The organism is Sphingobium sp. LB126, from assembly GCF_002795205.1.
GTDB classification, from domain to species: Bacteria; Pseudomonadota; Alphaproteobacteria; order Sphingomonadales; family Sphingomonadaceae; genus Sphingobium; species Sphingobium chungbukense.
The window spans coordinates 32167-55260 of record NZ_NETV01000006.1; the positions used below are offsets into that span (position 1 = coordinate 32167).

At 62.0% G+C, this 23094-nt stretch carries 23 protein-coding genes; 9 read left to right on the forward strand and 14 right to left on the reverse strand.

All coding sequences use genetic code 11. The annotated features are described in order from the left end of the window. Positions 1 to 58 precede the first annotated feature (58 nt). The 5 genes from CAF53_RS25860 to CAF53_RS25880 all read right to left on the reverse strand — a co-directional run bounded on the left by CAF53_RS25860 (position 59) and on the right by CAF53_RS25880 (position 3870). The gene (locus CAF53_RS25860) at positions 59 to 1165 is read right to left on the reverse strand and encodes a relaxase/mobilization nuclease domain-containing protein (protein ID WP_100240056.1); all 1107 of its coding nucleotides are present in this window, start codon (positions 1163 to 1165) and stop codon (positions 59 to 61) included. Next, positions 1165 to 1689, reverse strand: coding sequence for a hypothetical protein (locus tag CAF53_RS25865; protein ID WP_100240057.1), 525 nt, complete (start codon positions 1687 to 1689; stop codon positions 1165 to 1167). The genes CAF53_RS25860 and CAF53_RS25865 overlap by 1 nt, the downstream gene beginning before the upstream one ends. A 241-nt stretch (positions 1690 to 1930) precedes the next feature. Then, positions 1931 to 2932 carry a ParB/RepB/Spo0J family partition protein gene (locus tag CAF53_RS25870; protein ID WP_100240058.1) on the reverse strand — a complete coding sequence of 334 codons (1002 nt, stop codon included), beginning with the start codon at positions 2930 to 2932 and terminating at the stop codon, positions 1931 to 1933. After that, the gene (locus tag CAF53_RS25875) at positions 2932 to 3672 is read right to left on the reverse strand and encodes a ParA family protein (RefSeq protein ID WP_100240059.1); all 741 of its coding nucleotides are present in this window, start codon (positions 3670 to 3672) and stop codon (positions 2932 to 2934) included. Before CAF53_RS25875 ends, CAF53_RS25870 begins: the two co-directional genes overlap by 1 nt. Positions 3673 to 3675: 3 nt before the next feature. Continuing rightward, on the reverse strand, positions 3676 to 3870 hold the full coding sequence (locus CAF53_RS25880; RefSeq protein ID WP_100240060.1) for a hypothetical protein: 195 nt from the start codon (positions 3868 to 3870) through the stop codon (positions 3676 to 3678). Positions 3871 to 4023: 153 nt separating this feature from the next. On the opposite strand from CAF53_RS25880, the gene CAF53_RS27360 reads away from it, so the two are divergent. Continuing rightward, positions 4024 to 4170, forward strand: coding sequence for a hypothetical protein (locus tag CAF53_RS27360; protein WP_157801391.1), 147 nt, complete (start codon positions 4024 to 4026; stop codon positions 4168 to 4170). Here CAF53_RS27360 and CAF53_RS25885 read toward each other — a convergent pair. From CAF53_RS25885 to CAF53_RS25895, 3 genes are all read right to left on the reverse strand, one after another. After that, positions 4167 to 4487 carry a single-stranded DNA-binding protein gene (locus CAF53_RS25885; RefSeq protein WP_100240061.1) on the reverse strand — a complete coding sequence of 107 codons (321 nt, stop codon included), beginning with the start codon at positions 4485 to 4487 and terminating at the stop codon, positions 4167 to 4169. The genes CAF53_RS27360 and CAF53_RS25885 overlap by 4 nt on opposite strands. A gap of 537 nt (positions 4488 to 5024) precedes the next feature. Beyond that, positions 5025 to 5834, reverse strand: a complete 810-nt coding sequence (locus CAF53_RS25890; RefSeq protein ID WP_242443670.1) for a helix-turn-helix domain-containing protein — start codon at positions 5832 to 5834, stop codon at positions 5025 to 5027. A gap of 485 nt (positions 5835 to 6319) precedes the next feature. Beyond that, the gene (locus CAF53_RS25895; RefSeq protein WP_100240063.1) at positions 6320 to 7180 is read right to left on the reverse strand and encodes a replication initiator protein A; all 861 of its coding nucleotides are present in this window, start codon (positions 7178 to 7180) and stop codon (positions 6320 to 6322) included. Positions 7181 to 7485: 305 nt separating this feature from the next. On the opposite strand from CAF53_RS25895, the gene CAF53_RS25900 reads away from it, so the two are divergent. The 7 genes from CAF53_RS25900 to CAF53_RS25925 all read left to right on the forward strand — a co-directional run bounded on the left by CAF53_RS25900 (position 7486) and on the right by CAF53_RS25925 (position 13548). Beyond that, on the forward strand, positions 7486 to 8076 hold the full coding sequence (locus tag CAF53_RS25900; protein ID WP_100240064.1) for a recombinase family protein: 591 nt from the start codon (positions 7486 to 7488) through the stop codon (positions 8074 to 8076). Next, positions 8073 to 8264 (forward strand): hypothetical protein, encoded by a 192-nt coding sequence (locus CAF53_RS25905; protein ID WP_030093312.1) that lies wholly within the window; start codon positions 8073 to 8075, stop codon positions 8262 to 8264. Before CAF53_RS25900 ends, CAF53_RS25905 begins: the two co-directional genes overlap by 4 nt. A 61-nt stretch (positions 8265 to 8325) precedes the next feature. After that, entirely contained in the window at positions 8326 to 8637 is a 312-nt protein-coding gene (locus tag CAF53_RS25910; protein ID WP_044663226.1) for a DUF1778 domain-containing protein, read from the forward strand. A gap of 2 nt (positions 8638 to 8639) precedes the next feature. Next, positions 8640 to 9161 (forward strand): GNAT family N-acetyltransferase, encoded by a 522-nt coding sequence (locus CAF53_RS25915; protein ID WP_044663227.1) that lies wholly within the window; start codon positions 8640 to 8642, stop codon positions 9159 to 9161. A 209-nt stretch (positions 9162 to 9370) separates the two neighbouring features. Then, the gene (locus tag CAF53_RS27365; RefSeq protein WP_157801392.1) at positions 9371 to 9580 is read left to right on the forward strand and encodes a hypothetical protein; all 210 of its coding nucleotides are present in this window, start codon (positions 9371 to 9373) and stop codon (positions 9578 to 9580) included. Between the two features lie 50 nt (positions 9581 to 9630). Beyond that, entirely contained in the window at positions 9631 to 12540 is a 2910-nt protein-coding gene (locus CAF53_RS25920) for a Tn3 family transposase (RefSeq protein ID WP_100240065.1), read from the forward strand. A gap of 141 nt (positions 12541 to 12681) precedes the next feature. Then, positions 12682 to 13548: a recombinase family protein gene (locus CAF53_RS25925; protein ID WP_100240066.1), complete on the forward strand. Its 867-nt coding sequence runs from the start codon at positions 12682 to 12684 to the stop codon at positions 13546 to 13548. Positions 13549 to 13587: 39 nt separating this feature from the next. Here CAF53_RS25925 and CAF53_RS25930 read toward each other — a convergent pair whose 3' ends face one another. From CAF53_RS25930 to CAF53_RS25945, 4 genes are read right to left on the reverse strand one after another with little or no spacing between them, the layout of a single operon-like run. Continuing rightward, positions 13588 to 14448 (reverse strand): hydantoinase/oxoprolinase N-terminal domain-containing protein, encoded by an 861-nt coding sequence (locus CAF53_RS25930; RefSeq protein WP_197707584.1) that lies wholly within the window; start codon positions 14446 to 14448, stop codon positions 13588 to 13590. Between the two features lie 40 nt (positions 14449 to 14488). Further along, positions 14489 to 16720 carry a hydantoinase B/oxoprolinase family protein gene (locus CAF53_RS25935; protein ID WP_100240068.1) on the reverse strand — a complete coding sequence of 744 codons (2232 nt, stop codon included), beginning with the start codon at positions 16718 to 16720 and terminating at the stop codon, positions 14489 to 14491. Continuing rightward, complete coding sequence (locus CAF53_RS25940; protein ID WP_100240069.1) at positions 16717 to 18015, reverse strand: CoA transferase; 1299 nt, start codon at positions 18013 to 18015, stop codon at positions 16717 to 16719. The genes CAF53_RS25935 and CAF53_RS25940 overlap by 4 nt, the downstream gene beginning before the upstream one ends. Then, positions 18016 to 19251 (reverse strand): CaiB/BaiF CoA-transferase family protein, encoded by a 1236-nt coding sequence (locus tag CAF53_RS25945; protein ID WP_157801393.1) that lies wholly within the window; start codon positions 19249 to 19251, stop codon positions 18016 to 18018. 250 nt (positions 19252 to 19501) lie between these two features. Between CAF53_RS25945 and CAF53_RS25950 the strand changes: the two genes are divergently transcribed. After that, a complete protein-coding gene (locus tag CAF53_RS25950) occupies positions 19502 to 20407 on the forward strand; it encodes a LysR substrate-binding domain-containing protein (RefSeq protein ID WP_100240071.1) in 906 nt (301 codons plus the stop codon). A gap of 192 nt (positions 20408 to 20599) precedes the next feature. Here the strand turns inward: CAF53_RS25950 and CAF53_RS25955 are convergent, their stop codons facing one another. Next, complete coding sequence (locus tag CAF53_RS25955; RefSeq protein ID WP_100240072.1) at positions 20600 to 21907, reverse strand: MFS transporter; 1308 nt, start codon at positions 21905 to 21907, stop codon at positions 20600 to 20602. Between the two features lie 361 nt (positions 21908 to 22268). Next, the gene (locus CAF53_RS25960) at positions 22269 to 23042 is read right to left on the reverse strand and encodes an SDR family oxidoreductase (RefSeq protein WP_100240073.1); all 774 of its coding nucleotides are present in this window, start codon (positions 23040 to 23042) and stop codon (positions 22269 to 22271) included. Between the last annotated feature and the right edge of the window lie 52 nt (positions 23043 to 23094).

Here is a 23094-nt window from a genome sequence, read left to right on the forward strand (position 1 = left end):
TTTCCCATCTGATGAGCGCCTTGGCAAGATTCGGCCTGACGCGCGGACAAGCCTTCGCTCAGCGCCGTCTGGTCGGCGGCGGGGGTGTGCCACGTGGCACACCCTGCTCGGGCGGCTGAACGCCCCTGTCACGCGCCTCTCGCACGCGCATCTGGGCTTCGCGCAACATACGATCAGGAATCGTGTCGATGTTGGCGCGCTCTTGAATAAACTGGCGCACGTCACGCGCCAGTCTGCGATCGTCTTGGTTGCTGCTGCGACTGAGCTGCTCGGCCGCCGCCTCATAGCGGCGCTTGGTGTCTTGCCACCGTTCGCGTGTTCTCGAGACGAAGGCGGGCTGCTGGGCCTTCCCAAGCGCGATCTGCATCGCTTCGCGCGCCTGCCGGAGATCCGCTTCGGTGGGCTGGCGCGACACGCCGCTGCGTATCCGCGCACGCAACTGCGTGAGGGCCATGCTTGTCCCCGCTCTGCCCTGGCCGCGCGTATAGCGAGGCGTCGCCTCTGCCTCGACGCCCCGGCTGCGCAACGCCTCGGCAAACGCCTCTCGAAAGCGAAACAGATCCTCGCGCCTCGGATCGAACCGCTTGCGGTCCACGCCTTCGGCCTGGACGGTAAGATGAACATGCGGCCGCGGCGTGTCGGTATGCAAAGCCATCAGATAATCGTGATTATCGCCGATCATCCGCTCTGCCACCTCACGGACCGCCTGTTTCACCGTCTCCGGATCGGTGCCCGCGGGCATGGAGAACACCATTGCGACCGCCGAGACAGTCGTGCCCTGGCGCCAGTAGAGCGGGTCGGACCATTCATCGGCAATCCGCTGGGCCTCCTGCTTCGTGCTGATCTGCTCGCCATCGCGGGTCTCGAGCGGAATCTCGCCGTGTCGGCCGATATAGTCGAGATGGGCGGCAAGATGCGCCGCGCCTTTTTTGCGGCCCGTTACTTTCACCAGCACTTCAGGCGTGCGCTTGACGATCCGCGCAAGCGTTGCCCGCGCATCATATCGGAACCGCGACATGGCCGACGCCGGCGAATGCGCTGCGAACGGCCCTGTGCCGTTGACCAGATGCCGCGCATATCTGAGGTTGGGATCGTGGACGATGCGCGGCTTGAAGCTCGGCTTCATCGCCTCCCACAGCTCATCCTCGCGATCCCCGAACGGCATCAGTCCGCGACCTCCCAGAAGGCGGTCTCGCCGCGCAGCACTTCCGCCAGCGCGACAATCTGCTCATTGATCTCATCGCGCATGTCCGCGATCCGGCGAAGCTCGCGGTCGATCTGTAAACCGCTGTCGGCCATCATCGCCGCATTGCCCGCTTTCATGGCCTGGTTGAGATTGCGGCCGATACGCTGAAGCTGCATCCGGATCGGCGCGACGGCATCGCGCATCCCATCGTCCACCCCGGATTTAAGCGCGATATGCCGGCGCACGAGTGCCTTAATCCATCCTGCGCGATCGATACCGCGTTCGCCCGCCCTATAATCAAGCACCGCCATCTCGGCATCCGTGAAGCGAAGCGACACCCGGTTCCCGGCGCTCTCGGCACGCACGGCGATCCGGGGCGTGCCCGAAACCTGCTTCAATGCCTGTTGCAGCACGGTTCGCAGCAGGGCGCTGCGCCCTCCCCTCCCCTCTGCCAGCGCGTCGAAATCGGCGAGCAGCGCGCGATCGACGCGCGCCGTCAGCATCGCTGTTTCCTTGGTGGGGGATGCAGAAAGTGGCGTGGTCGACATGGCCCGCTAGGGTAATGTAATACATTAAACGCTACAATACCTATCCTGCCATCAAACATCCCCCACCAAAATCACCTTGAAAGTGTGCCACGTGGCACACCCAAGCCGTCTCGAAAGCAAAGAATTCGCGGAAGAAAGGATTGACCCTGGAACGCAAGCGCGGCGTTCTGCCGACGCTTTCCGCTCTATGGCGCGATCAGCGCCAGCTCACGATACGAGGCTCGGCTTCTCCGTCGAAGTGCAACAGCGCCTCGACAACGATCGCACGCTTGCCCTCAAGTTCGATCGTCGGCCGCTCGACGCGCTGCTTGCCAGGCTTCTGCTTTCCAGACGAGCGGGGGAGGGGACTCTCAAGCGTGACGGCCTTCTCCGGCGCCGGGTCTGGCTGCACCGCCGCTTCCTCGACAGCGCGGTCCGCCTCCTGATCTCTAATAGCGTCTGTCGTCGAATCGGGATCGGACTCTGGCGCAGATAGTGGCTCGTCGCTTTCCGGCGCTGAGGGCTGGATCTCGCTCGTTGGCGCTGGGGTCGATCCCGGCGCGGACTTCTTCGCCCCGATCTCGCGCGCGAAACGCTCGCAGGCCAGCACCGTCATATCCTCCGGCGCCGTGCTGGTAACGAAGGCGCGGGTCGCCTTCTCGTCGGTTTTTGCGGCCTGGGTGAGCGCGACCGCGCTGCGCATCGATATGTCAGCGAATAAAGCCGAAACGTAATCCGGCGCTTTCGAGAGGCCCTGATAACGGGTCAGCAGCGTGCGATTGCGTCCCGTGGCCCGCGCCAGCTCGGCCAATGTGCGTCCCTTCGCGACCTGTCCGGTAACAAACCGGATCATGTCAGCCGTCGACAGATCCTCGCGCTGATCGTTCTCGATAAACTGGTCGATCCGAACCTGCTCAATGTCGTCGGTCTTATTGACGATCGCGCGGACCTGCACACCGAGCTTCTGACAGGCACGCCAGCGCCGCTCGCCAAACATGATCCGGTAGCGCCCATCGGCATCCTTCGGCGCTACAATGATGGGCTGGAGCTGGCCACGCTCTTTGATCGTCTCGGCCAGCTCGTCGATCTTGGCGGGATCGATCTCGCCGCGCACATTCTCAGGATCGGGATACAGCAGCTCGGGATCGAGGAGCTGGACGCGATCGGCGTCCGACACCGCGGCTTTCTCGGCAAATACGTCGAACTTATCGAAGTCCATTATCCGTGGCTCCCGATGCGGGTCATAGCTTCCTCAAGGAAAGCGCGCATCGCGGGTAGCGAACTGCGCACATCCTTCTCGAACCGCCAGACCGGCACATGCTCCTGAATGGCCTGACTATAATGGGCGCGCTCCGGGAGGTAGCTGACAAACAGATTGCGTCCGATCTTGCTCTTGATGGCGGCAAGCATTTCCATCTGGTGGCGATCATTGGCGCGAACCCGGTTGGGGATCAGGCCAACGACGTGGATCGGGGTCTGCCGGCGTGTATTCACCGTCGCGATCGAGTCCGACACCTGCTTGGTCGCCGCTGGACCGAATGGCCCCAGCTCGACGGGAACGATAAGGTGGTCGCACACCAGCAGCGCCGCGAAGTTGATCCACGACCACGAGGGCGGGGTATCGACGACACAATAGTCGAAGTGAGAATCCAGCACCGGGAAGTTCGCGCGTAGATTGGTCAGCGCACGCGGATAGTCGGCGTCATATTCACCGCCCATCTCGTTTGAATAAATTGCGAGCTGGGGAAAGCTGGAAGGCGGCACATATCCCGGCTCGAACAGCGGTTTGCATGTGCCGAGCTTCTCGAAATCAGCCAGGGCATCGGTCGCGTTACGCTGCCGATCGAGATCGAGAAAGAGAACGCGATGGCCGGCGTCGGCAAGATGCCATGCCAGATGGCAGGCGATCATCGTCTTGCCGGCGCCGCCTTTTTCGACATTGATGGCGATGGTCCGCACGCTTCACCAGCCTCGATCAGAATGGTTGTTCCAATGGTCATAGCCGCGATAGTTGGAATCGGTTCGCGTATTACGACGCGCTTCCTCATCTGGCGTGTCACCGCTCCAGATGCCGGGGCCGCGATCTCGGCCGCCCCGGAGGACGGCCCACGCGATCAGGACGAAAAGTCCGATCGTCAGCAGATTGTCCCATTCCATTACCTTGCTCCCTTGCCTTGATGAAAGGCGCATCCTGTAATAAGTGGTATCTGAAATCACGTCAATAGATGGTATCAGCAATATGCGTGACTCGGGATGACCACTAGCAAATCCGGATCGGCGGGTCGCCCGCGGATTAACGCGGAAAAGACAATGGCACGCTTCCCGGAAGGGACGTTAGGGCGGATCAAGGCTGTGCTGCGCGATGGCGAGGGGCAGGCCGACTTTCTGCGTGAAGCCGTCGAGCTGGAACTACGCCGGCGAGAGGGGCCGCCAGTAGGCGGCCCCGACCGCGCCTAGTCGCGATCCTCCGAACCCTTGGCGAGAACCGCGAAGCCGTCGGCGATCAGCTCCACCGTGTAGCGCCGGCCTTCGTTCGTATCGTAGGAGTTCTGCCGAACCCTGCCGGTGATATGCACCAGGTCGCCTTTCTGCGCCTTCGCGGCCCGCTCGATCAGCTTGCCGAACAGCGTTACCTCGTTCCAGTGGGTGTCCGTGACCCATTCGCCTTCTTCGTGGCGGTTGTAATTGGCGGCGACGTTGATCTTCGTCACCTTGTCATGCTCGGAGATCTTGCCGATGCGGCCGATGATCCGAAATTCCGCGATATTCTGCATGGTCCTGTCCTTTCACTCGCTCAGGCTCATTCCTGATGGGAATTGCCGGGGAGTGCAGACGCCGCGATCAAGAGAAAAAACGGAGGGTCCGCGAAGCGGAAACCGTAGGCGCAGCCGGTTATTCTCTTGATCGTAAAAGGCGGCCAGCGCCCATTTTCCCATCGAAACAGGAATAGCCGATTGAAAGGATCGGCCGAAAACATCACGCGGGGTATCTCGGCGGCCCGGGTCAAAATCGCGGCGGCATGTAGTGATCGGGTAATCGACGCACCCACCGGCCGCGGACGGATGGGACAGCAGCAGCCTTGAGAGGGGAATATGACGGTGACGATCGCGCGTTCCGGCGCTGAAGAACTGGCGCTATGGCCGCCTTCGGGAACGAAAAACGCTTCAGCCAGGCACGAAGGCCGCATTTTGAGCGCTGAGCAAGCCGCTTGCTCCCACTGGGGAGCATTCGCGCCGGCGAAGCCGGTGCGTCCGACGCTGCGTCATATGCTGATGATGGAGGTTTGCGGTGGGGGTTCGGCATGGTCGCCGTCAGGCGTTACCGCGTTGGCCGACTAGGCCAACTCCATTTGACATATAACTATAAGACTCATGTAGCGGTTGAGGCGTTTTATCAGACTCGCAATCATTCTCGAAGTGCGCCGCCATGCTGAGAAGAAGTCGCCGCAATTCGGCATCCGGCGTGTCGTCGGTGATCTGCTGACGCAGGGTGCGGGATGCTTTCATGGCCTCGATCTCGGCGATCCGGTCCGCGTGCTGCTGCACAACATCGTCGGGGAGGGGGGCGGGGCGAAGCCAGCGCGGAAGGAAACGCACAAGCCGGTTGGGGAACTTGAACCGATAGACGTTCGACGTCTGCTCATAGCGCGCCTTCGGGCGATCCGCTGGCGGCTCCACAGCGACGCAGCGCCGCTGGCGATCGAGAAGCCCCATGCGCTCGAGTATCGACAAGGCGCGGCTCACGCTGTCGCGGCAAAGGCCGGTGCATCTCTCCAGCTCGCTATAGGTCGGGAAAACCTTGCCGCCGAATTTCCGGGCGAGTTGCAGGAGCTGCTTGAAGACGCGCAACGCAGCGTTGGTAATCAGCGTGGCAAGCCGCTCTTCCTCGGTGAGCACGCGATCCTCGGCGCGCGCGAGCCGGCGAATTGCATTCTTGTTGGCAAGCAATTCCTCGGCCCGCTTATAGAGCCGATCGGTTTCGCCCTTGGCGTAGCTGAAATAGAAGCCGTCCTCGAACGTGCCGGCCTCCAGGCTGCGCTCGCGCACTTTCGCGCCTGTGGGATTGGGCGCGCCGGAGCGCGCCTTCTTCTTTCCTGTTCGAGCAATCTGAGCGAGCGCCATGAAGCTCGCCTGGGCGACTGAAACAGCCTCCATCTTCCATCCCCTTCGTTGCGGGGCTGGGACCAGGCAAAACTCATCCGTGGCGCGAAGCGCGCTCCCTTGAACCAAGGCTCGAGAACGGGTATGAGAGGGGTATTCTACGTCCCGATCGATGCCGCCAAGCATCGCTCATCACGTTCCAGGGTGCCCGGCCTCGTGCCGGGCATTCGTTTATGTGGTCACAGCGGTCCCCGTTCGGCCGATCGCGGGATGCGATCAGCGCGACCCTATTTTTGCCGGATCATATTGCAGGGCGAAACAGTTGAAGTTCGTGCTTTCGATGACCGACTCGAACAAAAGTTCGTGCTTTCGATGACCGTTTTGCGCGGCGTTCGTGCTTTCGGCGACCCGACTTCGTGCTTTCGCGGACCGAAGTTCGTGCTTTCGATGACCGTTACATGCGCAGCGGCCGCGACTCGATTCGCAACTGCGGATAGGGGGCGAAGTCAGTCGCTCGCGAGAAGTGGACGCGGAGAAATTCGGACACGCGCAGCGCCCGCGTTCCGTCTTGCGCGACCTTGCGCCGGTGTCGCCGGGCCGTCCATCAAGTCGAAGGTGAAATCGGGGATGGCATTCTCATCGACTATACGTTTCAGCTCATAGCGAAAATGCTTGAGCGAGCTTTGGTAGCCGAGTTGCAAGCGCAGCTCATCAAGGTCGACTTCAACCACACCATGCACGCACGCCGATCGTGCGACCTCATATAACCGGCGCTCGATCGGGCCGAGCTGGAAATAGCTCGGCGCATAATCCAGCACGCGCCGATCGCGCAGGATGGCGCGATAAAGCCAGTCGCACAGGCGAACCTTGACGGCTTTCAGCCGCTTATCGCCAGTCTTGGTCTTGGTGTAATGGAGCTGGGCTTCGGAAAGCCAAGAGAAAAACCCGGCCTGACCCTCGCCCCCGGCCTCGATGTCAGTCTTGATCTGGGTGCCCTGCAGCCGCTCCAGCGCGTCCGACAGGCGCGCGTAGGAACGGGCCGATCCGTTGACGCCAGTAACGCGGAAAAGATCGTGGGCCGTAAAGTAGAAGTCCTGCGAGACGCCCACGCCGGCATCCAGCTTCGCCACCATAAGGCTCGCTATATATAGCAGGACTTCCTTGTCGTAGATCGTCGCGACGCCCTTGGCGGTAGCGACGATCTCGATCGAAACGGTGTCGGTCTTATAGGCGAGCGGTTTGGTCCATTTCCCCTTGCTCAACGCGAAGAAGGGAAAAGCCATGAGGGACCGTTCGCCGCGAACCTCGGTCAGCAAGGGGCTGTCGAGCGCGAACAAGTCGCCCTGGATCGCGACGGCCTCGCTCATCCGCTCGCCAATCCGGCCACCACTTCAACGGTCGCCAAAAGCACGAAGATCGCGCGAATCTTCCCCCGCATCCCTCCATAGAGGCCCGATCGACGCCGAAAGTTCGTGCTTTCGATGACCGTTCCGGGCGCAGCGCAAAAGCGTTCGTGCTTTTGGCGACCGGGCATGGGCGCGTGTCTCGCAAACGATCGATTTTGAAACGGGACCATGTGAGAACGTGTAGCAGCCGCGCAGCGTGTATCAAAACACTTTCTCGATTGGGCTTTGTCGTGATAGGCGCAGAAGATGAGTTTTGAGAACGGTTCATGCTGATCGGCTACGCGCGGGTCTCGACGCCCGAACAGGATCTGACGCCCCAGCTCGACGCGCTGCGCGAAGCTGGATGCGAGAAGACCTTCACCGACAAGGCAAGCGGTGCCAAGGCGAACCGCGCCGGCCTGGCCGACGCCTTGTCGCACGCGCGCACCGGCGACGTGCTGGTGGTGTGGAAGCTCGATCGCCTCGGCCGAACGATGAAGGGGCTCGTCGATCTCGCGGCCGAGCTGGCCGAACGCGGCATCGGATTCCGTTCGCTCACGGACGGGATCGACACTGCCGGCACTGCCGGCAAGCTGATCTTTAACATCCTCGCCGCGATGGCGGAAATGGAACGCGATCTCATTCGCGAGCGCACGACGGCCGCGTTGATCGTGGCGCGGCGCGAGGGCAGGGTAGGCGGCCGCAAAACGGTCATGACCCCCAAGCGGCTCGAAGCGGCGCGCAAGCTCCTGGCCTCCGGCATGACGGTGCGCGAGGTGGCGCCGGCGATCGGCGTCTCGGTGCCGACGCTCTACCGCCACTTCCCAGCATCGGTGCAGGATACGATCAACGCGGAAGGGGAGGGCGTTGAGGCGTGAATGTCTGGCTCTTCACTGGCGCTGATGGCCTGTCCGCTCTGACGATCGATGGGGAGGGAGCGAACCTTCCTGACGAGCTGGGTCCGTGGACGAAGGTTCGGGCGCTGGCGCTGGAAAAAGACAGGCCCGACGAACAGGAAGCGATCGCCTTGATCGAGGAACATGGCTTCTGCTGCTTCGATCGATAAAGCGTGCACCTTGAATTTTCCGGCAATTGGCCGTACATCTCTGGCGACACGGAGAATTGCTATGGCCCACGCACAAAGACAGGAAAGCGCCGCGCCAGCTCGCCGGCGTGCCGAGCGACTGGAAGCGCGCGTCACGGCGGAACAGAAGGCGCTGATCGAGCATGCTGCCGCGCTCGAAGGGCGCAGCATCACCGATTTCGTGCTGACCAGCGTTCAGGACGCGGCGAAGCGCGCCATTGCTGAACACGAGGTCATCCAGCTCAGCGTCAGGGATTCCAAGGCATTTGTGGATGCGCTGCTCAACCCACGCGAGCCGAGCAAGAAGATGCGCGAGCGTGTTGCGGCGTATAGGGCGCGCTACGGCGACCAATAAGCGTGAGCATTGACGCAAGGCCCGTTATCGAGCTTCTCGACACGGCACGCCACGATCGTTCCGGTTTCTCCTGTAGCGTCGAAGCGCTGGACCGCTATCTACAGTCGCAAGCCGGCCAGGATGCGCGCCGTCGCGTCGCCGCGCCCTATGTGCTGATAGAGCCGCCGTCCCACGGTGTCCTGGGCTTCTACACGCTGTCGAACACGTCGATCCAAGCGGCTGAGCTGCCGGCGGCGTTCGTCAAGAAACTGCCGCGCTATCCAGTGCTACCGGCAACGCTGCTCGGCCGTCTCGCGGTCGATACAAAAGGGCGAGGGAGGGGGCTGGGAACGGAACTTTTGCTGGACGCGCTCCGGCGCTGTCTGCGCAGCGAGACGGCCTCTTTGGCAGTCGTGGTCGATGCCAAGGACGATGCCGCGATCTCATTCTATGAGCGGCACGAGTTTCTGAGATTGGCCGAACAGCCAAACCGCCTGTTCATGCCGATGGCGGAGATCGAGAAGCTCTTTGCGACAGAGCCATGAAAACCGAACAAAATGGAAGGGCCGCCCTTTTGCACTTCCCCAAAAGGGGCGTGTGGCGGCCCATGACCAGACCCATATAGCCTGAAAACGACAAATGTGTAAGAGTTGGGCGCTTGTTGCGAAGCGCTCGCAGAAATGTCGCCCAAAAGAGCGTCCTGCATTACGATGCCGCGTTACATCCTACAGTGCCGGAATGTTGGGAGACTCCCATGAAACCGAAGAAACCGTCAGAAGGTGAAGTTACCGCAGCCCTTGTTCTCATCGAGACAGCGATCAAATTGTTAGACAAGGCCAACCAGGGCAAAGCAGCCATCCATTGTCAGGAAGCGCTCGAAGTCTTGCAGTTTGGCCCAGTCGGCCCGAAGCTGCGATTTTGGTCATCTTGGAGAACACGTCGGGAACGGGCTGGTTGTTGTTGACGGTCGCCCATGCGAGGAACGACGTTCCGCTCCGATAAGGGAGTGGCGTTATGAGCCTTGGCGTTTCGAGTGGGGATCTGATCGGCTCCTGGAGCCTGAGTTTTTCGGACATCGCGTTCGTGACCGGCAAAGCGGAGACGGCGCGACTGGGATTGGCGGTTCAGCTTAGATTTTTCGCCGCGCATGGCTTCTTTGTGCCGGATCATGCGTCGATACCCTCCGACGGTGTCTTGTATCTGGCGGAGCAACTTGGTCTCGATGCCAAATCCGTGAACCACTATGATTTTTCCGGTCGCACCGCCCGCCGGCATTGCGCGGAGATTTTGCGGCATCTCGGGTTCCGCCGTATGACGCAGACGGATCGCAGGGCGTTGTCGGGGTGGATTTCCGACGATCTTTGTGCGGGCGGGCAGTCGATCAATGCCATGCTCGAGCATGTTTTCCTGTGGTGCCGCGACCGCCGTATCTATGGGCCGTCGCGCAAGGAGCTGGAACGCCTCGTCCGCTCGCAACGACACCTCTATCTGGAGGCCCTGTTGGCCCGAGTCCGCGACCGGCTTGTGCCGGATGCGGTCGCCTTGCTGGAAGCCTCGCTCGCCGATCCCGATGGCCCGACCGGCTTCAACACGATGAAGGGCGATGCAGGTCAGGCGACGCTCGAAAACATTCTTGGCGTGACCGCCAAACTCGCCTTTATCCAGCGGCTTGCTCTTCCCCGAGATTTCCTATCGGTCACGGGCAAGGCATGGGTCGATCAGATCGTTCGCCGGGCTGCCGGCGAGAAAGCCTCGGAGATGCGCCGGCATGTACCGGCGCGCCAGCTCGGGCTCTATGCCGTTTATCTGATGGCGCGGGAAGCTCAGCTTACGGATGCGATGGTCGACCTGCTGATCGAGACGGTCCATAAGATCGGATCGCGCTCGAAACGCAAGGTGGTGGGCGATATCGCGAAAGACATCGAGCGGGTCTATGGCAAGGAGCGACTCCTGGTCGAGATTGCCAGCGCTTCGATCGACGATCCATCCGGGCGCATCTGCGATGTCATTTTCCCAATCGCCGGCAAGGACAAGCTGGCGGCGATCATCAAGGAAAGCCAGGCAAAGGGCGCCTTGGATCGGCGGATCTACAAGGTGATGCGGGGGTCATGGGCCAATCATTATCGCCGTATGCTGCCAAGCCTGCTTTCGGCACTGGAGTTCCGGTCGAACAACGCCATGTGGCGTCCGGTGCTGGCGGCCCTGGACTGGATCAGAAGCAAAGTGGATGATGGATGCCGCTACGTGCCGCCGCACGCAGTGCCGGTCGACGAGGTCATTCCGGCGAGATGGCGCAGTTCCGTCATTGATGAAGAGGGGCGCGTAAACCGGATCAGTTATGAGCTTTGTGTCCTCGCGCAACTGCGCGATCGCATCCGTTCTAAGGAAATCTGGGTTGCCGGGGCGGACCGATACCGCAATCCCGATGACGATCTTCCCAAGGACTTCGATGCGCGGCGAGAAGCATATTACACAGGATTGAACCTGACGGCGGATGCGCGTGCATTTTCAAGCGCCATCCGGGAAGAGCTTGCTCAGGAACTGTTGCGCCTCAATGCCAATATTCCCCGGAACGACAAGGTTCGGCTGCTGTGGCGCGGCGAGAACCGTATCTCTCTCACCCCGTTCAAACCCTTGCCCGAACCCAGGGGTCTCGCCTCGATCAAGACCGAGATCGGCCAACGCTGGCCGATGACCGGGCTGCTCGACGTACTGAAGGAGGCTGCCCTTGATACGGGACTTCTCGAAGCGTTCGAAACATCGGCCTCGCGTGTTGCACTGCCGAAAACCGCGCTGGATCAACGTCTCCTGCTATGCCTCTACGGCTTGGGAACGAATGCCGGGCTCAAGCGGATCGCCGGCGCCACCCCCGATGTCAGCTATGAAGAGCTGCTGCATGTCCATCGCCGCTTCGTTCATGCCGCGGCGCTCAAGGAGGCGTGTGCCAGGGTTGCGAATGCGACCCTGGCAATCCGCAATGCCGCAGTCTGGGGAGACGCCGGCACGGCCTGTGCGTCAGATTCCACAAAGTTCGGAGCCTGGGATCGCAACCTGATGACGGAATGGCATGCGCGTTATGGTGGGCGGGGCGTCATGATCTACTGGCATGTCGAAAGACGCGCGACGTGCGTCTATTCCCAGCTCAAGCGCTGCTCTTCCTCCGAGGTCGCCTCCATGATCGAGGGCGTGCTGCGCCATTGCACCGACATGGAAATCCAGCGACAATATGTTGATAGTCATGGCCAAAGCGCGGTTGGCTTTGCATTTTGCCGGCTTCTCGGATTTGAGCTCGCACCCCGCCTGAAAGCGATCGCTCGCCAGAAGCTGGCTCTTCCCGATGTCGGCATGCGAACGCGGCTTCCCCACTTGCAGCCGATCCTCTCCAGTCCGATCAACTGGGATGAGATCGAGCAGCAATATGACGAGATGGTCAAATATGCAGCCGCCATGCAGACAAAAACCGCCGACCCGGAGGCGATCCTGCGCCGGTTCAGCCGCTCCGAGGTGATGCACCCGACCTACAAGGCGTTGAGTGAGCTGGGCCGCGCGGTCAAGACGATCTTCCTGTGCCGGTATCTGCGCGAGGAGTCCTTCCGCCGCGAAATTCATGAAGGCCTGAATGTCGTTGAAAACTGGAACAGTGCCAACGGGTTCGTTTTCTTCGGCAAGGGCGGCGAGATCGCCACCAACCGCATCGATGAGCAGCAGCTCTCGGTCCTGGCGCTACATTTGCTGCAAGCGTCGCTTGTCTATGTGAACACCCGAATGCTTCAGAGCGTGCTGGTGGAACCGAAATGGACGGGCCGGATGACGCCGGATGATTATCGCGGCCTCACACCGCTGATTTACAGCCACGTCAATCCTTATGGCCGCTTCGACCTCGATCTGAATAGCCGGATCGATTTTGGGCGGCTTGCTGCCTGACCGGGGCCTTTCGCTCGCACCATTTGGGTGCACCCGAACGTGACGATCGGAAGTGACATATACGACATGTCACAAAAGGGTGGTTCCGTCACCAATGTTACTGTACGAGGGCAAAGCCACCCTAATGTGACGGATTTGCCCATGACCCGCGTCGGCTACGCCCGCGTCAGCACCATCGACCAGGATCTCGACATCCAGGTTGCCCGGTTGAAGGCAGCGGGCTGTGAAATCGTCCGCTCCGAAACAGGCTCGGGCGCATCGCGCACTGGACGCACGGAGCTTGAGACGATCATGCAGTTCCTGCGCGCCGATGACGAACTCGTCGTCCTGCGTCTCGATCGGCTCGGTCGCTCCACACGCGATGTTCTCAATCTGGTTCATGAACTCGACCAGAAGGGAGCCTCATTGCGGGTGCTTGAGCCGGAGGTGACGACGGCCGGAAGCATGGGGCGGATGGTGATCACCATTCTGGGCATGGTCGCGGACATGGAACTGACGTTCATCAAGGACCGGCAGCGCGCCGGGATCGAGGCGGCGCGCGCCGAAGGCGTCTACAAAGGCCGGAAGAAAAACATCGATGACGATGAAATCCGACGCCGGATCACCGCCGGCGCGAGCAAGGCCAGCGTCGCGCGCGACCTCAAGATCTCAAGGATGACCGTCTATCGGGCGCTTGACGTCATTCCTTCAAGGATCGGGCTGCCGGAAAAGCCGCCTTCTGTCACCATCGCCCTGCATCTGACCATCGAGAACTTCAACAAGCATGGTCGTGGCAGAAAGCCCGCTCGCGAGCGCATTGAGGCGATGCTGGAGCGGGATTACCAGATGCAAAAGACCGGGAACTGCGATTACACGCTGACCGTCGCCTATGATCAGGATGCCGATGGCGTCAGCCTCGATGACGAGATCACATCTCTCCAGACAGAGATGTTCAACATCGCAGAGAGCTACAGGTGCTCGATCGAGACCGATGTTTACGAGATTGGAGGACAAGAGCGAGCCTGGTAGCTCGCCATGTTCAATCTTCGTTCTTCAACATGGCTAAAATCACAGCTTCGGGCCGACTGGGCCCAATACGCCGGCGACCGGCCCGGAATCGAGAAAGAGCAAGGGGCTGGCCTTCAGCCCATCGGACGTCGTCAATCCCCCCGTCGCTTGGACCAGCAACAGTTCCCTGTGAAACCCCAGCGCGCGAATCCGCTTTGCCAGCAGGTCGAGGTAGGCATCGATCTTCGGCCCGAGAAAGGCTGTCAGAACCGTTGTCACCGTGCGTTCATATTCGCCGATCAGTGGGGCGACATCGGCTGAGATGGCGACGGGAATGCCCGGAAAATGCTGGGCGATCAGATCTTTCAGCCGCCGTTCGTGGCGGGAATTCGCAGGCGCCCAGAGCAGGCAGATCGCGATCGACTGCACGCCGGCATCCACCAGTTTGCCGACCTCTGCCAAGGCCTGTTCCTCGTCCAAAGGAGCGAACACCTTGCCATCGACATCGATCCGCTCGTTGATCCCGACTATGCGGGATCGCGGCACGATCGGCGTGGCTTTGCGCAGCCGGTATTCGTCGATGTAGTCGCTGGGAGACAATCCGGCCACCCGCTGCGCGACCCGGCCGACGATGAGGGTATCTTCGTGCCCACGGGTGGTCAGCAACGCGGTCACCGGCCCCTTGCGTTCGAGGATGGCATTGGTGGCAACGGTGCTTCCGTGAATGAAAAACTCAGTCTCATCCAGCAGTTCGCCCACGGCGATGCCCAGCTGCTCGGCGACAACGCCCAGGACATCGATCACGCCCTGGGAGGGCTCATCAGGAGTGGATGGGCTTTTGGTGGCAGCCATGATCCGTCCCGCCCTGGTCACCACGCAGTCCGTAAAGGTTCCGCCAATATCGACTGCGACATGGTACATGCTGTGTTCTCCGAACAGAAATGTATGCGTCGAGCGCGCTTTACGAGGCGGCAGCCGCGCGACCTTCGAGCAGCGCCGAGCAGGATTCGGCAGACAACTCGAAATCGTGGAGCAGGCCTTCTCCGGTCTTGCGCAACTCGGTGGCCGACCGGGTCCCGCAAGAGGGACAGTCAAACTCTCTGAGCACCACTTCGCCCCGATCGAACGCATATTGGTTGTAGTTGCTGCCGTCCGTGAACGGCAGCGCGTTGCTTACCGCGCCGAGTTTCGGATTCCGGTCGGTGGGGCCATAGACATGGCGGCAACGCGCGCAGGCAATCACCGGGATATCGGCGCAGCGTGTCATCACCAGTCCCATGCCGATGGCCACCGCGGCGCCGTTTTCGCCCGGAGCTGAAGCCTGCGCGACGGCGGCTCCGCCCAGGCGGGCACGGCGCAGATCTTCGCGCAATCGTTTCGTGGCGGGGATGTCGATGTCGATGCCATCGGCATCGAATACCACGCCATATATGCTCCTGGCCTGATCCAGCGAGCACCGGCTGGCGCGGGTGTCGCAAAGCACCCGCACCGGATCCCGGTCGAGCGGATCGCCATAACCGCCGCCACCTTCGACCCAGGCCAGGAGGACGTCGGCGGACCCAAGCTGTTTGTCGACGGTCTTCGCCTCGACCTGCTCGATTGCGTCGAAGCCCATTTCGCTGCGGTCCGCAGGGACCTGGCCGGACTCCAGCCGTTTCGCCACGTCGGAATTGCGCAGCACCTGAACGCCAGCCACCGATCCGGGCAGCCCGCCAAACAGGCCTTTGGTGTGAGGATGGTGAAAGCCCATCGACCCCCAGTTGACATGGAGTCTGTCGAAGCCGGGCCGCAACGCGAAAGCGATCTCCATTCCCGCACCGCCTCTGAACGCGCCAGCTCCGGCCGTCTCGGGGGCCTCCTTGCGGTAGAGGGTGACCAGCACTGGATTCGCCTGTTCGACCGTTTCGATATTGTAGATCGAGGCCGCTGGCAGACCGGCGTAACCGCCGGCATCCTCGCCATCCATCGTGCAATATGCGCCCGCGCCGCGGCTGAGCACGAACGATCCCAAGGTCTGCTTGGGCTTGCCGTCCTGACCGATTCCCCAGATCAGCGAGCCGGTGCCGGCCATCCCGGAAAAGGCGCGCGAGCGATCGCGGTACGCCGGCGAGCAAGCAAACATCTTGGAAACGCACGATCGTACGATCGCGCCGGCGGTGGACATCGCGGCGACCGTGGCCAGGCCGACAGGGGTGGGATATTCGGCGGTAACGATGGTGTTGGGTCGCGTGACGATCTCGACGCTTTCGTCCAGCGCTGCCGGGCACCAGCCCGTATCGTAGCACAGCATCGACATCACTGCCGCGTAGACCGATGCATGCAGCCCCTTGGGTGCGCAATTGACGGGCCCTGCGGCGGGCCGATCGGTTTCGCGGAAATCGAGCGTCAGGCGTTCGCCATTCTTGACGAGCCGACAGTGAACGCGCGCCAGTGCGCTGGGCGAAACGCCGTCGTGATCGATGAGGATTTCTTCCTGCCAGCTGCCATCGGGAAGTTCGCGCAGTCGTTCCCTGAGCGCTTTGGACATGGCGGCGACGTAGGCGTCGGTAAAGGCGAGATAGGTGTCGACGCCGTGCTGCTCCACGATTTCGCCAATCTGTTTCTGGCTGTTCGTAATTGCAGCCATGCGGCAACGCAGGTGCAAGCTGTTTGCAGCGGGGTCGCGAACGGTGCGCATCGCCCATTGTTCAAGGTCGCGCCGCAGCACGCCCCGCTCGATGATGCGAACCGGCGGGATGAGCGGGCCTTCATGTCGCGAGTCAGGCGCGGCCGGGTGCACGCCGGGCACGGTCGCACCGACATCGCCATCGTGGAGGGCCACGCCGGCCCAGGCTATGATCTGGCCGTCATGGTGGATCGGACCGACCAGTGCCTGATCGTTCGGGTGCCCCACGCCGCCCAGCCAGGGATCATTGCAGAAGAACATGTCTCCGGGCGCGATGTCGGCGCCGAACTGATCGATCACCGCCTGCGCCACCGAACACAATGTGACGCCGATCAGCGGCTGATAGGTGCTGATGAACAGTCCGTCTCCGGCCGCAGTGAGGATGCCGGTGGAGAAATCCTTGGCTTCGTAGGTGATCGGAGAGCCCGACATGCGGACCACGATCTTCGCCTGCTCTTCGGTGATCCGCCACAGGCGATGGCGGATTATCTCGAAGGTGACCGGATCGATCTGGCCGACGCCGGTCATCGATCGCCTCCCTGCGGCGCGCTGGCGTCTCGCCGCGAGACGATGCGATCGATGGATTGGGCGTCGTAACCCAATTCGCCGAGCACCTCGCGGGTATGTTCGCCCAGCGCCGGTGCATGGCGTCTGAAGCGGGCCGGCGTGCGCGAAAAGGAGAGCGGCGACCGCAGCAGCCGGTACTTGCCAAGGGAAGGGTCGGAGTGCTCGGCATCGAAGAAGTATCCGTTCGCCCGAACCTGTTCGCTCGCCACCACTTCATCGGGCAGCAGGACCGGCGCCCACACCAGTTTGTGGGCGTCGAGGCGCGGCTCCCACTCGCCCAGGGTGCGCTCCTGAAAAACCGTGTCGAGCATCGCCACGGTTTCGCGCACGTTGGCATGGCGCGCCTTGGCCGTCGCGAAGCGCGCGTCGTCCACCAATTCTTCGTGTCCGAGCGCCCGGCAGATGGTCGGCCAGTCGTAATCGGCAAACAGAGCCAGCAGCAGCCAGCGGCCATCGCGACAGCGGTACGGGTTCCACAAGGGATTGGACGGTTGCTCGCGGCTTTCATAGGGGCCGGGCGCGCCGAGTGCGGCCGTGCGCTGGATATCCATCCCGGCCTGCCACATGCCCATGTGTATCAGCGAAACCGAAATTGCCTGCCCCTTGCCGGTCCGTTCGCGATTATAGAGGGCTAACCCAACCGCACCGGCGGCAACCAGGCCCGTCGGACGATCGCCCATTCCGGGGCGGCACATTGGCGGGACGCCCATGGTCTCCCCGAACATGCCCATCAGTCCGGAGCTTGCCCAAAATGCGCTGAAATCATAGCCTCGCCGGTTCTTGAGCGGTCCTTCCTCACCATAGCCCGAAATTCCCACGTAGATCAGCCGCTCGTTCATCGCGCAAAGCTGTTCGTAGGTGATCTCAAGCTGCAGGCGACGCTCGGGCAGCATATTGGTGACGAATACATCCGCCTGCTTCACGAGGGCGGCAAAAACGGCGCGGCCTTCCTTGGTTTTGAGCGAGATCGCCACGGAGCGCTTGTTGTGGTTCACCAGCTCCCACGAGGCGTTGAACTTCAGGTCCGCCTCGCTCGTGATCCAGGCCTGCGACAGAATCCCGCGATATGGATCGCCCTTTAGCGGTTCCTCGATGTGGATCACGTCGGCGCCGAAGTCGGACAGGATCGCTCCCACGGTGGGACCGGCGGCGAAGGTGGCCACCTCCAAGACGCGGATCCCCGGTAGCAGGACCTCCCCCATTGCAGAGGTGGACACGTCTTGCGCGCTGTCGGCCGTGTTGTCGGTGCTGTGCATTCATTCCACTCGCGTTGCGTGTTGCTGCGATGAACCGATCACCCGCTCGGCCTTGAGCCGCGTCAGGGTTGCGTCGTCGAACCCGAGCAGCTCACCGAGCACTTCGTCGGTGTGCTCGCCGGCATCCGGCGCCGGGCGTACGTCGAACTGCTGCCCCGGTACCTTGATCGGGGTGCTGAGCATCCTGATCGGCCCCGCGGTGGGGTGCTCCTGTACATAGATGTTGTCGCGGGCCTTGAAGTGCGGGTCCTCCATGGCCTGGGTCAGGCTGTTGATTGGCGCGCCGGGAATGTTGTGGGCGATGAAGAAATCTATCCATTCGCGCTGGGTGCGGGTCGCCATGATCTCGGCCAGCTCGGCCCTGAGCGCTTCGTCGCCCATGGCCATGTTCAGCGCATTGGCCGATACGTCGGTCTGGTCTCCGCCGCGCGCAACAAGGTCCGGTCGTTCGATGGCTAGGCAGAAGTTCACCCAGAACTTGTGCTCGAACGCCTGAAACAGGATGTAGTTGCTGTCCCTCGTGCGATAGCACTGGTTACGCACGGCATTGCGATAAAGGTCTCCGGGCAGTTCCACGCCTGTGTTGAGCAGATGGAACTGCCGGTCGACCTCGGCGAACGCCGCGGCATCGGTCTGGGCGACATCGATATAAGAACCTTCGCCGGTGCGGGCCGCCTTTACCAGCGCCGCTGCGACGGCAAAGGCCGCGTAGAGCGGGCCGACCCGCGTGCCGAAGGCAATGTGCTGGCCCACGAACGGGCGCCCATCTTCGCGGAAAGCGACCGACACCCCGCCGGCAATCGAATCCAGCCCGGCGCCGTGCATGCCAAGGTGCACGTAAGGCCCGGTCTGCCCCGTTCCGGAGATCGAGCAGAAGACGATCTTCGGATTGACTTGGCGCACCACGTCGTAGCCCACGCCGAACCGGGCCATGGTGCCGGCGCGCAGCCCTTCGACCACGACGTCGGCCTTCTTCGCCAGCTCGAGGAATATCTGCACGCCCTGCGCGTTCTTGAGATTGAGCAGCAGGCTGCGCTTGCCTCTGTTCCACCGCAGGTGGTTCGAACTGGGGGCGCCTTCGCGGATGCGGCCTGGGATAACCCGGGCGTGATCCCCGTAGGGCGGGGCCTCGATCTTGATTACGTCGGCCCCAAGGTCGGCCAAATTCATGGCAAGCATATCGGGTGCCAGAAGCGAGACATCTAGCACGCGAACACCGGCTAATAGGTCATACATGAATGCTACGTCCAATTTACTGTGTTCTGTTACGTGAACGAGTCTGAACGTGTTCCGCGCATTGTGCGGCTGGATCGCCGAAAACTGGCGCATCTCCCATCGACTTGTCACGAAAGTCATATGCGGACCGCGGATCTCCCGAAATTATTTTTTGCGTCATGGCACCTTAGTCTCTAGTTAAGGCGGATCGAGAACTCGGTCTGGGAGACCGTCGTTCGCGAACGAGAATAGGTCCCGCGCGAGAGTTTCGATGAACCTTCCAGTCGATTTCACCGACCTCAGGCTGTTCATAAACATCTCTGAAGCCAACAGCGTGACCGGCGGCGCCGAGCGCACGTTCCTGTCCGCACCGGCCGCCAGCGTGCGGATCAAGCACATCGAGGAAAGCATGGGCGTCAAGCTGCTGGACCGCAGCAGCCAGGGCGTGACGCTTACCTCGTCGGGCCAGGCATTTCTGCACCATGCCCGGCTGATGATCGAGCAGATGGCGAGCCTTCGCTCGGACCTGAGGGACTATGCCGAAGGGATCAAAGGGCATATCCGCGTGGTGGCCAGTCCGCCGGCGATATTGGACCGCTTTCCGCACATCCTGAAGACCTATCTGGAGCGGCACCCGGAAATCAGGGTCGATCTGATCGAACTAGTCGCGAGCAACTGCGTGCGCGCGGTCAGCGACGGAACGGCCGAGATCGGCATTCTTGGCGCGCCGATCAGAACCGAGGATCTCCAGGTTCTGCCCTATCTCGACGATCGGTTCGTTCTGGTTACGCCCACGGACCATCCGCTGGCGGCGCGGGGCGAAGTCTATTTTGCAGATGCGCTGGAATATGAACTGGTCGGATGTGCCGAGCACACCGTTATCCAGGAATTCATGCGGCAGGCCGCGTGTGCGCTCAATCGAAGGCTTCGCATCCGGGTGCGGGCGGGAAGCTATGATACGCTGTGCCACATGGTCGAATCAAATCTGGGGATCGGCGTGCTGTCCGAGCGGGCCGGACGCTACCATGTTCGCGGCCGCAACCTGCGCATCATTCCGCTGGCCGACAAGACGGCCGCCCGCGAGATCATCATCTGCGTGCGAAATCTTGAGGTGTTGCCCAGTCATACCCGCGACATGATCGATCTACTGCTGGACGAGTCCCGCAAGGCCGATTGATCGGCGGGCGCGCCAGCAAGTTCGCTAGGGGTGATAAGGCCGGCGCGGACGTTGCGCGCACCGAGTTTCGGCACCGGCCTGCGTTCCGCTGGACTGTTGCATTATTCCTCGGTGCTGTAGGGAATGGCTGCGGCGCACTCGCCCGGACCCGATCCCGCAGCCGGGCGCGCAGTTGGCGACCGCCAATGCCCTTCAACCGCCATGCTCTAATCGTTCGCCCGCGCCTTGCGCGGATGGACGGACGAACCGCGCAATGAGCATGGCGCCGAGCAGCAGAGCGATACCGAGCGAACCGATCAGATAATAAAGCGATGCGGCCGACCAACCCGCGGCGTAAAGATATCCCCCCAGCGATGCCGCGACGGTCGATCCGAGGCGTGCAAAACAGTAGGCCCAGCCGATCGCCGTGGCGCGGATATCCGGTGGATAGGCCGCAGCAGCCAAGGCCAGCACCGCGGAATTGCCGACGCCGCTGCTTGCCCCAAAAAGTACCAGCCCGATGGCGAAGAACGCGAACGGGTAGTGGGTGAACATCCCGAGGAGGAACAGGGACAGCATGATCGCCACGGAACATCCGATCATCACGCGATAATGGGATATCCGGTCAACAAGCACACCGCCCACAGTTATACCGGTCATGCTACCGAGGTTGAACAGCAGCAATGCCGAGCCGACCTGGCTTGGGCTGGCACCCGCCAAATCCAATAGCGTGGGAGACCACGATACCACGAAGATCATCTGGACGAATTCTACGAAGAACAAGATCCACAAGATCAGCGTGGACGCCCTGCGCCCCGGGGCCAGAACCCGAGGACGAGGCGCAGCCGCGGCGAGGGCCGGCGCTTGCACTCGGGCGGGCGCGGGTGCAGAGGAGGCGGCCAGACTCTGCGAAGGCGGGACCAGCCAGATCAGCAAGATCGCGATCAGGGTTGGGGGAAGGCCACCGATCATGTAGAGCGACTTCCAGTCCGGCAGCGTGAGCGCGCCAAGCAGGCCACAGGCTACGCCGCCCGCCGGCAGGCCAAGCCACAGCGTCGCCAGCACGCGTCCGTGGATCCGCTGCGGCGTGACTTGGGCAGCCATCGCGAGCACGATCGGAGCGATTCCGCCGAGCGCGATCCCGCTGACGAAGCGAACGCCCGCGAGCGCGGAGACAGATGATATGAACGGGAGCACGATCGCTATCGTGGCGACGCCGAACACGATGGTCGCCACCACCAGCGTGCGCTTCCTGCCTGTCCGGTCAGCGATCAGGCCGAGGCCGAAGGCTCCGACAATCGCGCCGAGGTGACCTGCGCCAAGCACCAGTCCGAAGGTGCTGATGGCGATCCCATGCGACTTGGCCATGAACGGAGCGGTCGGTCCGATGACCTGCACGTCGAAGCCGTCGAACATCATGATGACGAAGCACAGCGACAGGAATACCCAATGGCCGATCGTCAAGGTTTCGGGACCTTGCGCTGCCGAGTCCAGGGCGGTGTCAGAACTGGTATGCAGCACGACAGCGCTCCTTCTTCGCGCGCCGGGCAGATGCGGCTGTTCGCGTCTGCCGTGTAGGCCCGGCCGGTCTGGCTAGATGGATTCGCATGTCTCTCTCCCACGATTTCGGCCGGCCGTGTTCGGGCCTGGCCGCAGCCGCGGTCGAACTCGTCGCTCGAATATCGCGGCCCCTCTTTTGGTACTTTCGTACCATTATGGCCTGGTGAGTCAAATGGTTGTGACGTCGTGCCGAAGTGCGCGAGTCTGGCAGTTGCTTCATCGGCGGGAGCTGTCCCCCGGCCGATGAAGTTCCAGCCTTCCTGCGCGGGCGCTACCGGCGGACCCGGCGCGGTTCGCGCAGCGGCATTCTTCCGGCGAGTTGTTACGCGCCGTTCGCGCCGATCCCGCCGTCCACAGTGATCGAGGCGCCGTGCACGAACGATGAGGCGTCAGACAACAGCCACTTGGCCGCTTCACCCACTTCGCTGGATTCGCCAAAGCGTCCGATGACGTGGCGTTCGCGCAGGCGCTCGAACATCACCGCGAACTGCGGGTCGTCGAGCAGGCGTTGAACCATCGGCGTGCGGATGATGCCCGGCAGAATGGCGTTCACGCGGATGCCCATGCTGCCGTAATCGACCGCCGCCGCTCGGGTGAGACCGACCACGCCCGATTTCGCCGAAACATATTCCGCACAGTAAGGAATAGCCGCGGAGGCGACGCCCGAGGAGGTGTTGACGATGGAGCCGCCGCCGTTCTTGAGCATCGCCGGGATCTGGTACTTGAGGCACAGGAACACGCCGGTCAGATCGACTTTGATGGTCCGTTCCCATTCGGCAAGCGTGATATCCGTCAGGATCTTGCCGATCTGTTCCACGGCGGCATTGTTGAAGGCCCCGTCGAGGCGACCATGACGGGCGACCGTCTGCTCGACCATGTTCCGCACGGAGTCTTCCGAGCCGACGTCAACCGTGATCGTTTCGGCGTCGAAGCCGTCGTTCTTGATCGCTTCGAGTGTCTCGCGCAGGCCCTGTTCGCCGATGTCTGCAAGCACCAGCCGGGCGCCGGCCGCTGCGAATACCCGGCAACTTTCCCTGCCGATCCCGCCACCCGCGCCGGTGACGATGATAACCTTGTCCGCTAGAGATTTGTCCACGTGCTGTTCCTATCGTTATCAAAAGAAACCTGAGATCATCTGCTCAGGTACT

What these genes read in the sequence shown, in the direction of transcription:
- CAF53_RS25935 (WP_100240068.1), bottom strand. Translation starts at nt 16,720, where the DNA reads ATGACCGGCGTCGGCCAGATCGATCCGGTCACCTTCGAGATAATCCGC.
- CAF53_RS25890 (WP_242443670.1), bottom strand. Translation starts at nt 5,834, where the DNA reads ATGGCGCTCGCTCAGATTGCTCGAACAGGAAAGAAGAAGGCGCGCTCC.
- CAF53_RS25910 (WP_044663226.1), top strand. Translation starts at nt 8,326, where the DNA reads ATGGCCCACGCACAAAGACAGGAAAGCGCCGCGCCAGCTCGCCGGCGT.
- CAF53_RS25925 (WP_100240066.1), top strand. Translation starts at nt 12,682, where the DNA reads ATGACCCGCGTCGGCTACGCCCGCGTCAGCACCATCGACCAGGATCTC.
- CAF53_RS25880 (WP_100240060.1), bottom strand. Translation starts at nt 3,870, where the DNA reads ATGGAATGGGACAATCTGCTGACGATCGGACTTTTCGTCCTGATCGCG.
- CAF53_RS27365 (WP_157801392.1), top strand. Translation starts at nt 9,371, where the DNA reads ATGAAACCGAAGAAACCGTCAGAAGGTGAAGTTACCGCAGCCCTTGTT.
- CAF53_RS25895 (WP_100240063.1), bottom strand. Translation starts at nt 7,180, where the DNA reads ATGAGCGAGGCCGTCGCGATCCAGGGCGACTTGTTCGCGCTCGACAGC.
- CAF53_RS25920 (WP_100240065.1), top strand. Translation starts at nt 9,631, where the DNA reads ATGAGCCTTGGCGTTTCGAGTGGGGATCTGATCGGCTCCTGGAGCCTG.
- CAF53_RS25930 (WP_197707584.1), bottom strand. Translation starts at nt 14,448, where the DNA reads ATGTACCATGTCGCAGTCGATATTGGCGGAACCTTTACGGACTGCGTG.
- CAF53_RS25945 (WP_157801393.1), bottom strand. Translation starts at nt 19,251, where the DNA reads ATGTATGACCTATTAGCCGGTGTTCGCGTGCTAGATGTCTCGCTTCTG.
- CAF53_RS25940 (WP_100240069.1), bottom strand. Translation starts at nt 18,015, where the DNA reads ATGCACAGCACCGACAACACGGCCGACAGCGCGCAAGACGTGTCCACC.
- CAF53_RS25860 (WP_100240056.1), bottom strand. Translation starts at nt 1,165, where the DNA reads ATGCCGTTCGGGGATCGCGAGGATGAGCTGTGGGAGGCGATGAAGCCG.
- CAF53_RS25865 (WP_100240057.1), bottom strand. Translation starts at nt 1,689, where the DNA reads ATGCTGACGGCGCGCGTCGATCGCGCGCTGCTCGCCGATTTCGACGCG.
- CAF53_RS25900 (WP_100240064.1), top strand. Translation starts at nt 7,486, where the DNA reads ATGCTGATCGGCTACGCGCGGGTCTCGACGCCCGAACAGGATCTGACG.
- CAF53_RS25885 (WP_100240061.1), bottom strand. Translation starts at nt 4,487, where the DNA reads ATGCAGAATATCGCGGAATTTCGGATCATCGGCCGCATCGGCAAGATC.
- CAF53_RS27360 (WP_157801391.1), top strand. Translation starts at nt 4,024, where the DNA reads ATGGCACGCTTCCCGGAAGGGACGTTAGGGCGGATCAAGGCTGTGCTG.
- CAF53_RS25950 (WP_100240071.1), top strand. Translation starts at nt 19,502, where the DNA reads ATGAACCTTCCAGTCGATTTCACCGACCTCAGGCTGTTCATAAACATC.
- CAF53_RS25870 (WP_100240058.1), bottom strand. Translation starts at nt 2,932, where the DNA reads ATGGACTTCGATAAGTTCGACGTATTTGCCGAGAAAGCCGCGGTGTCG.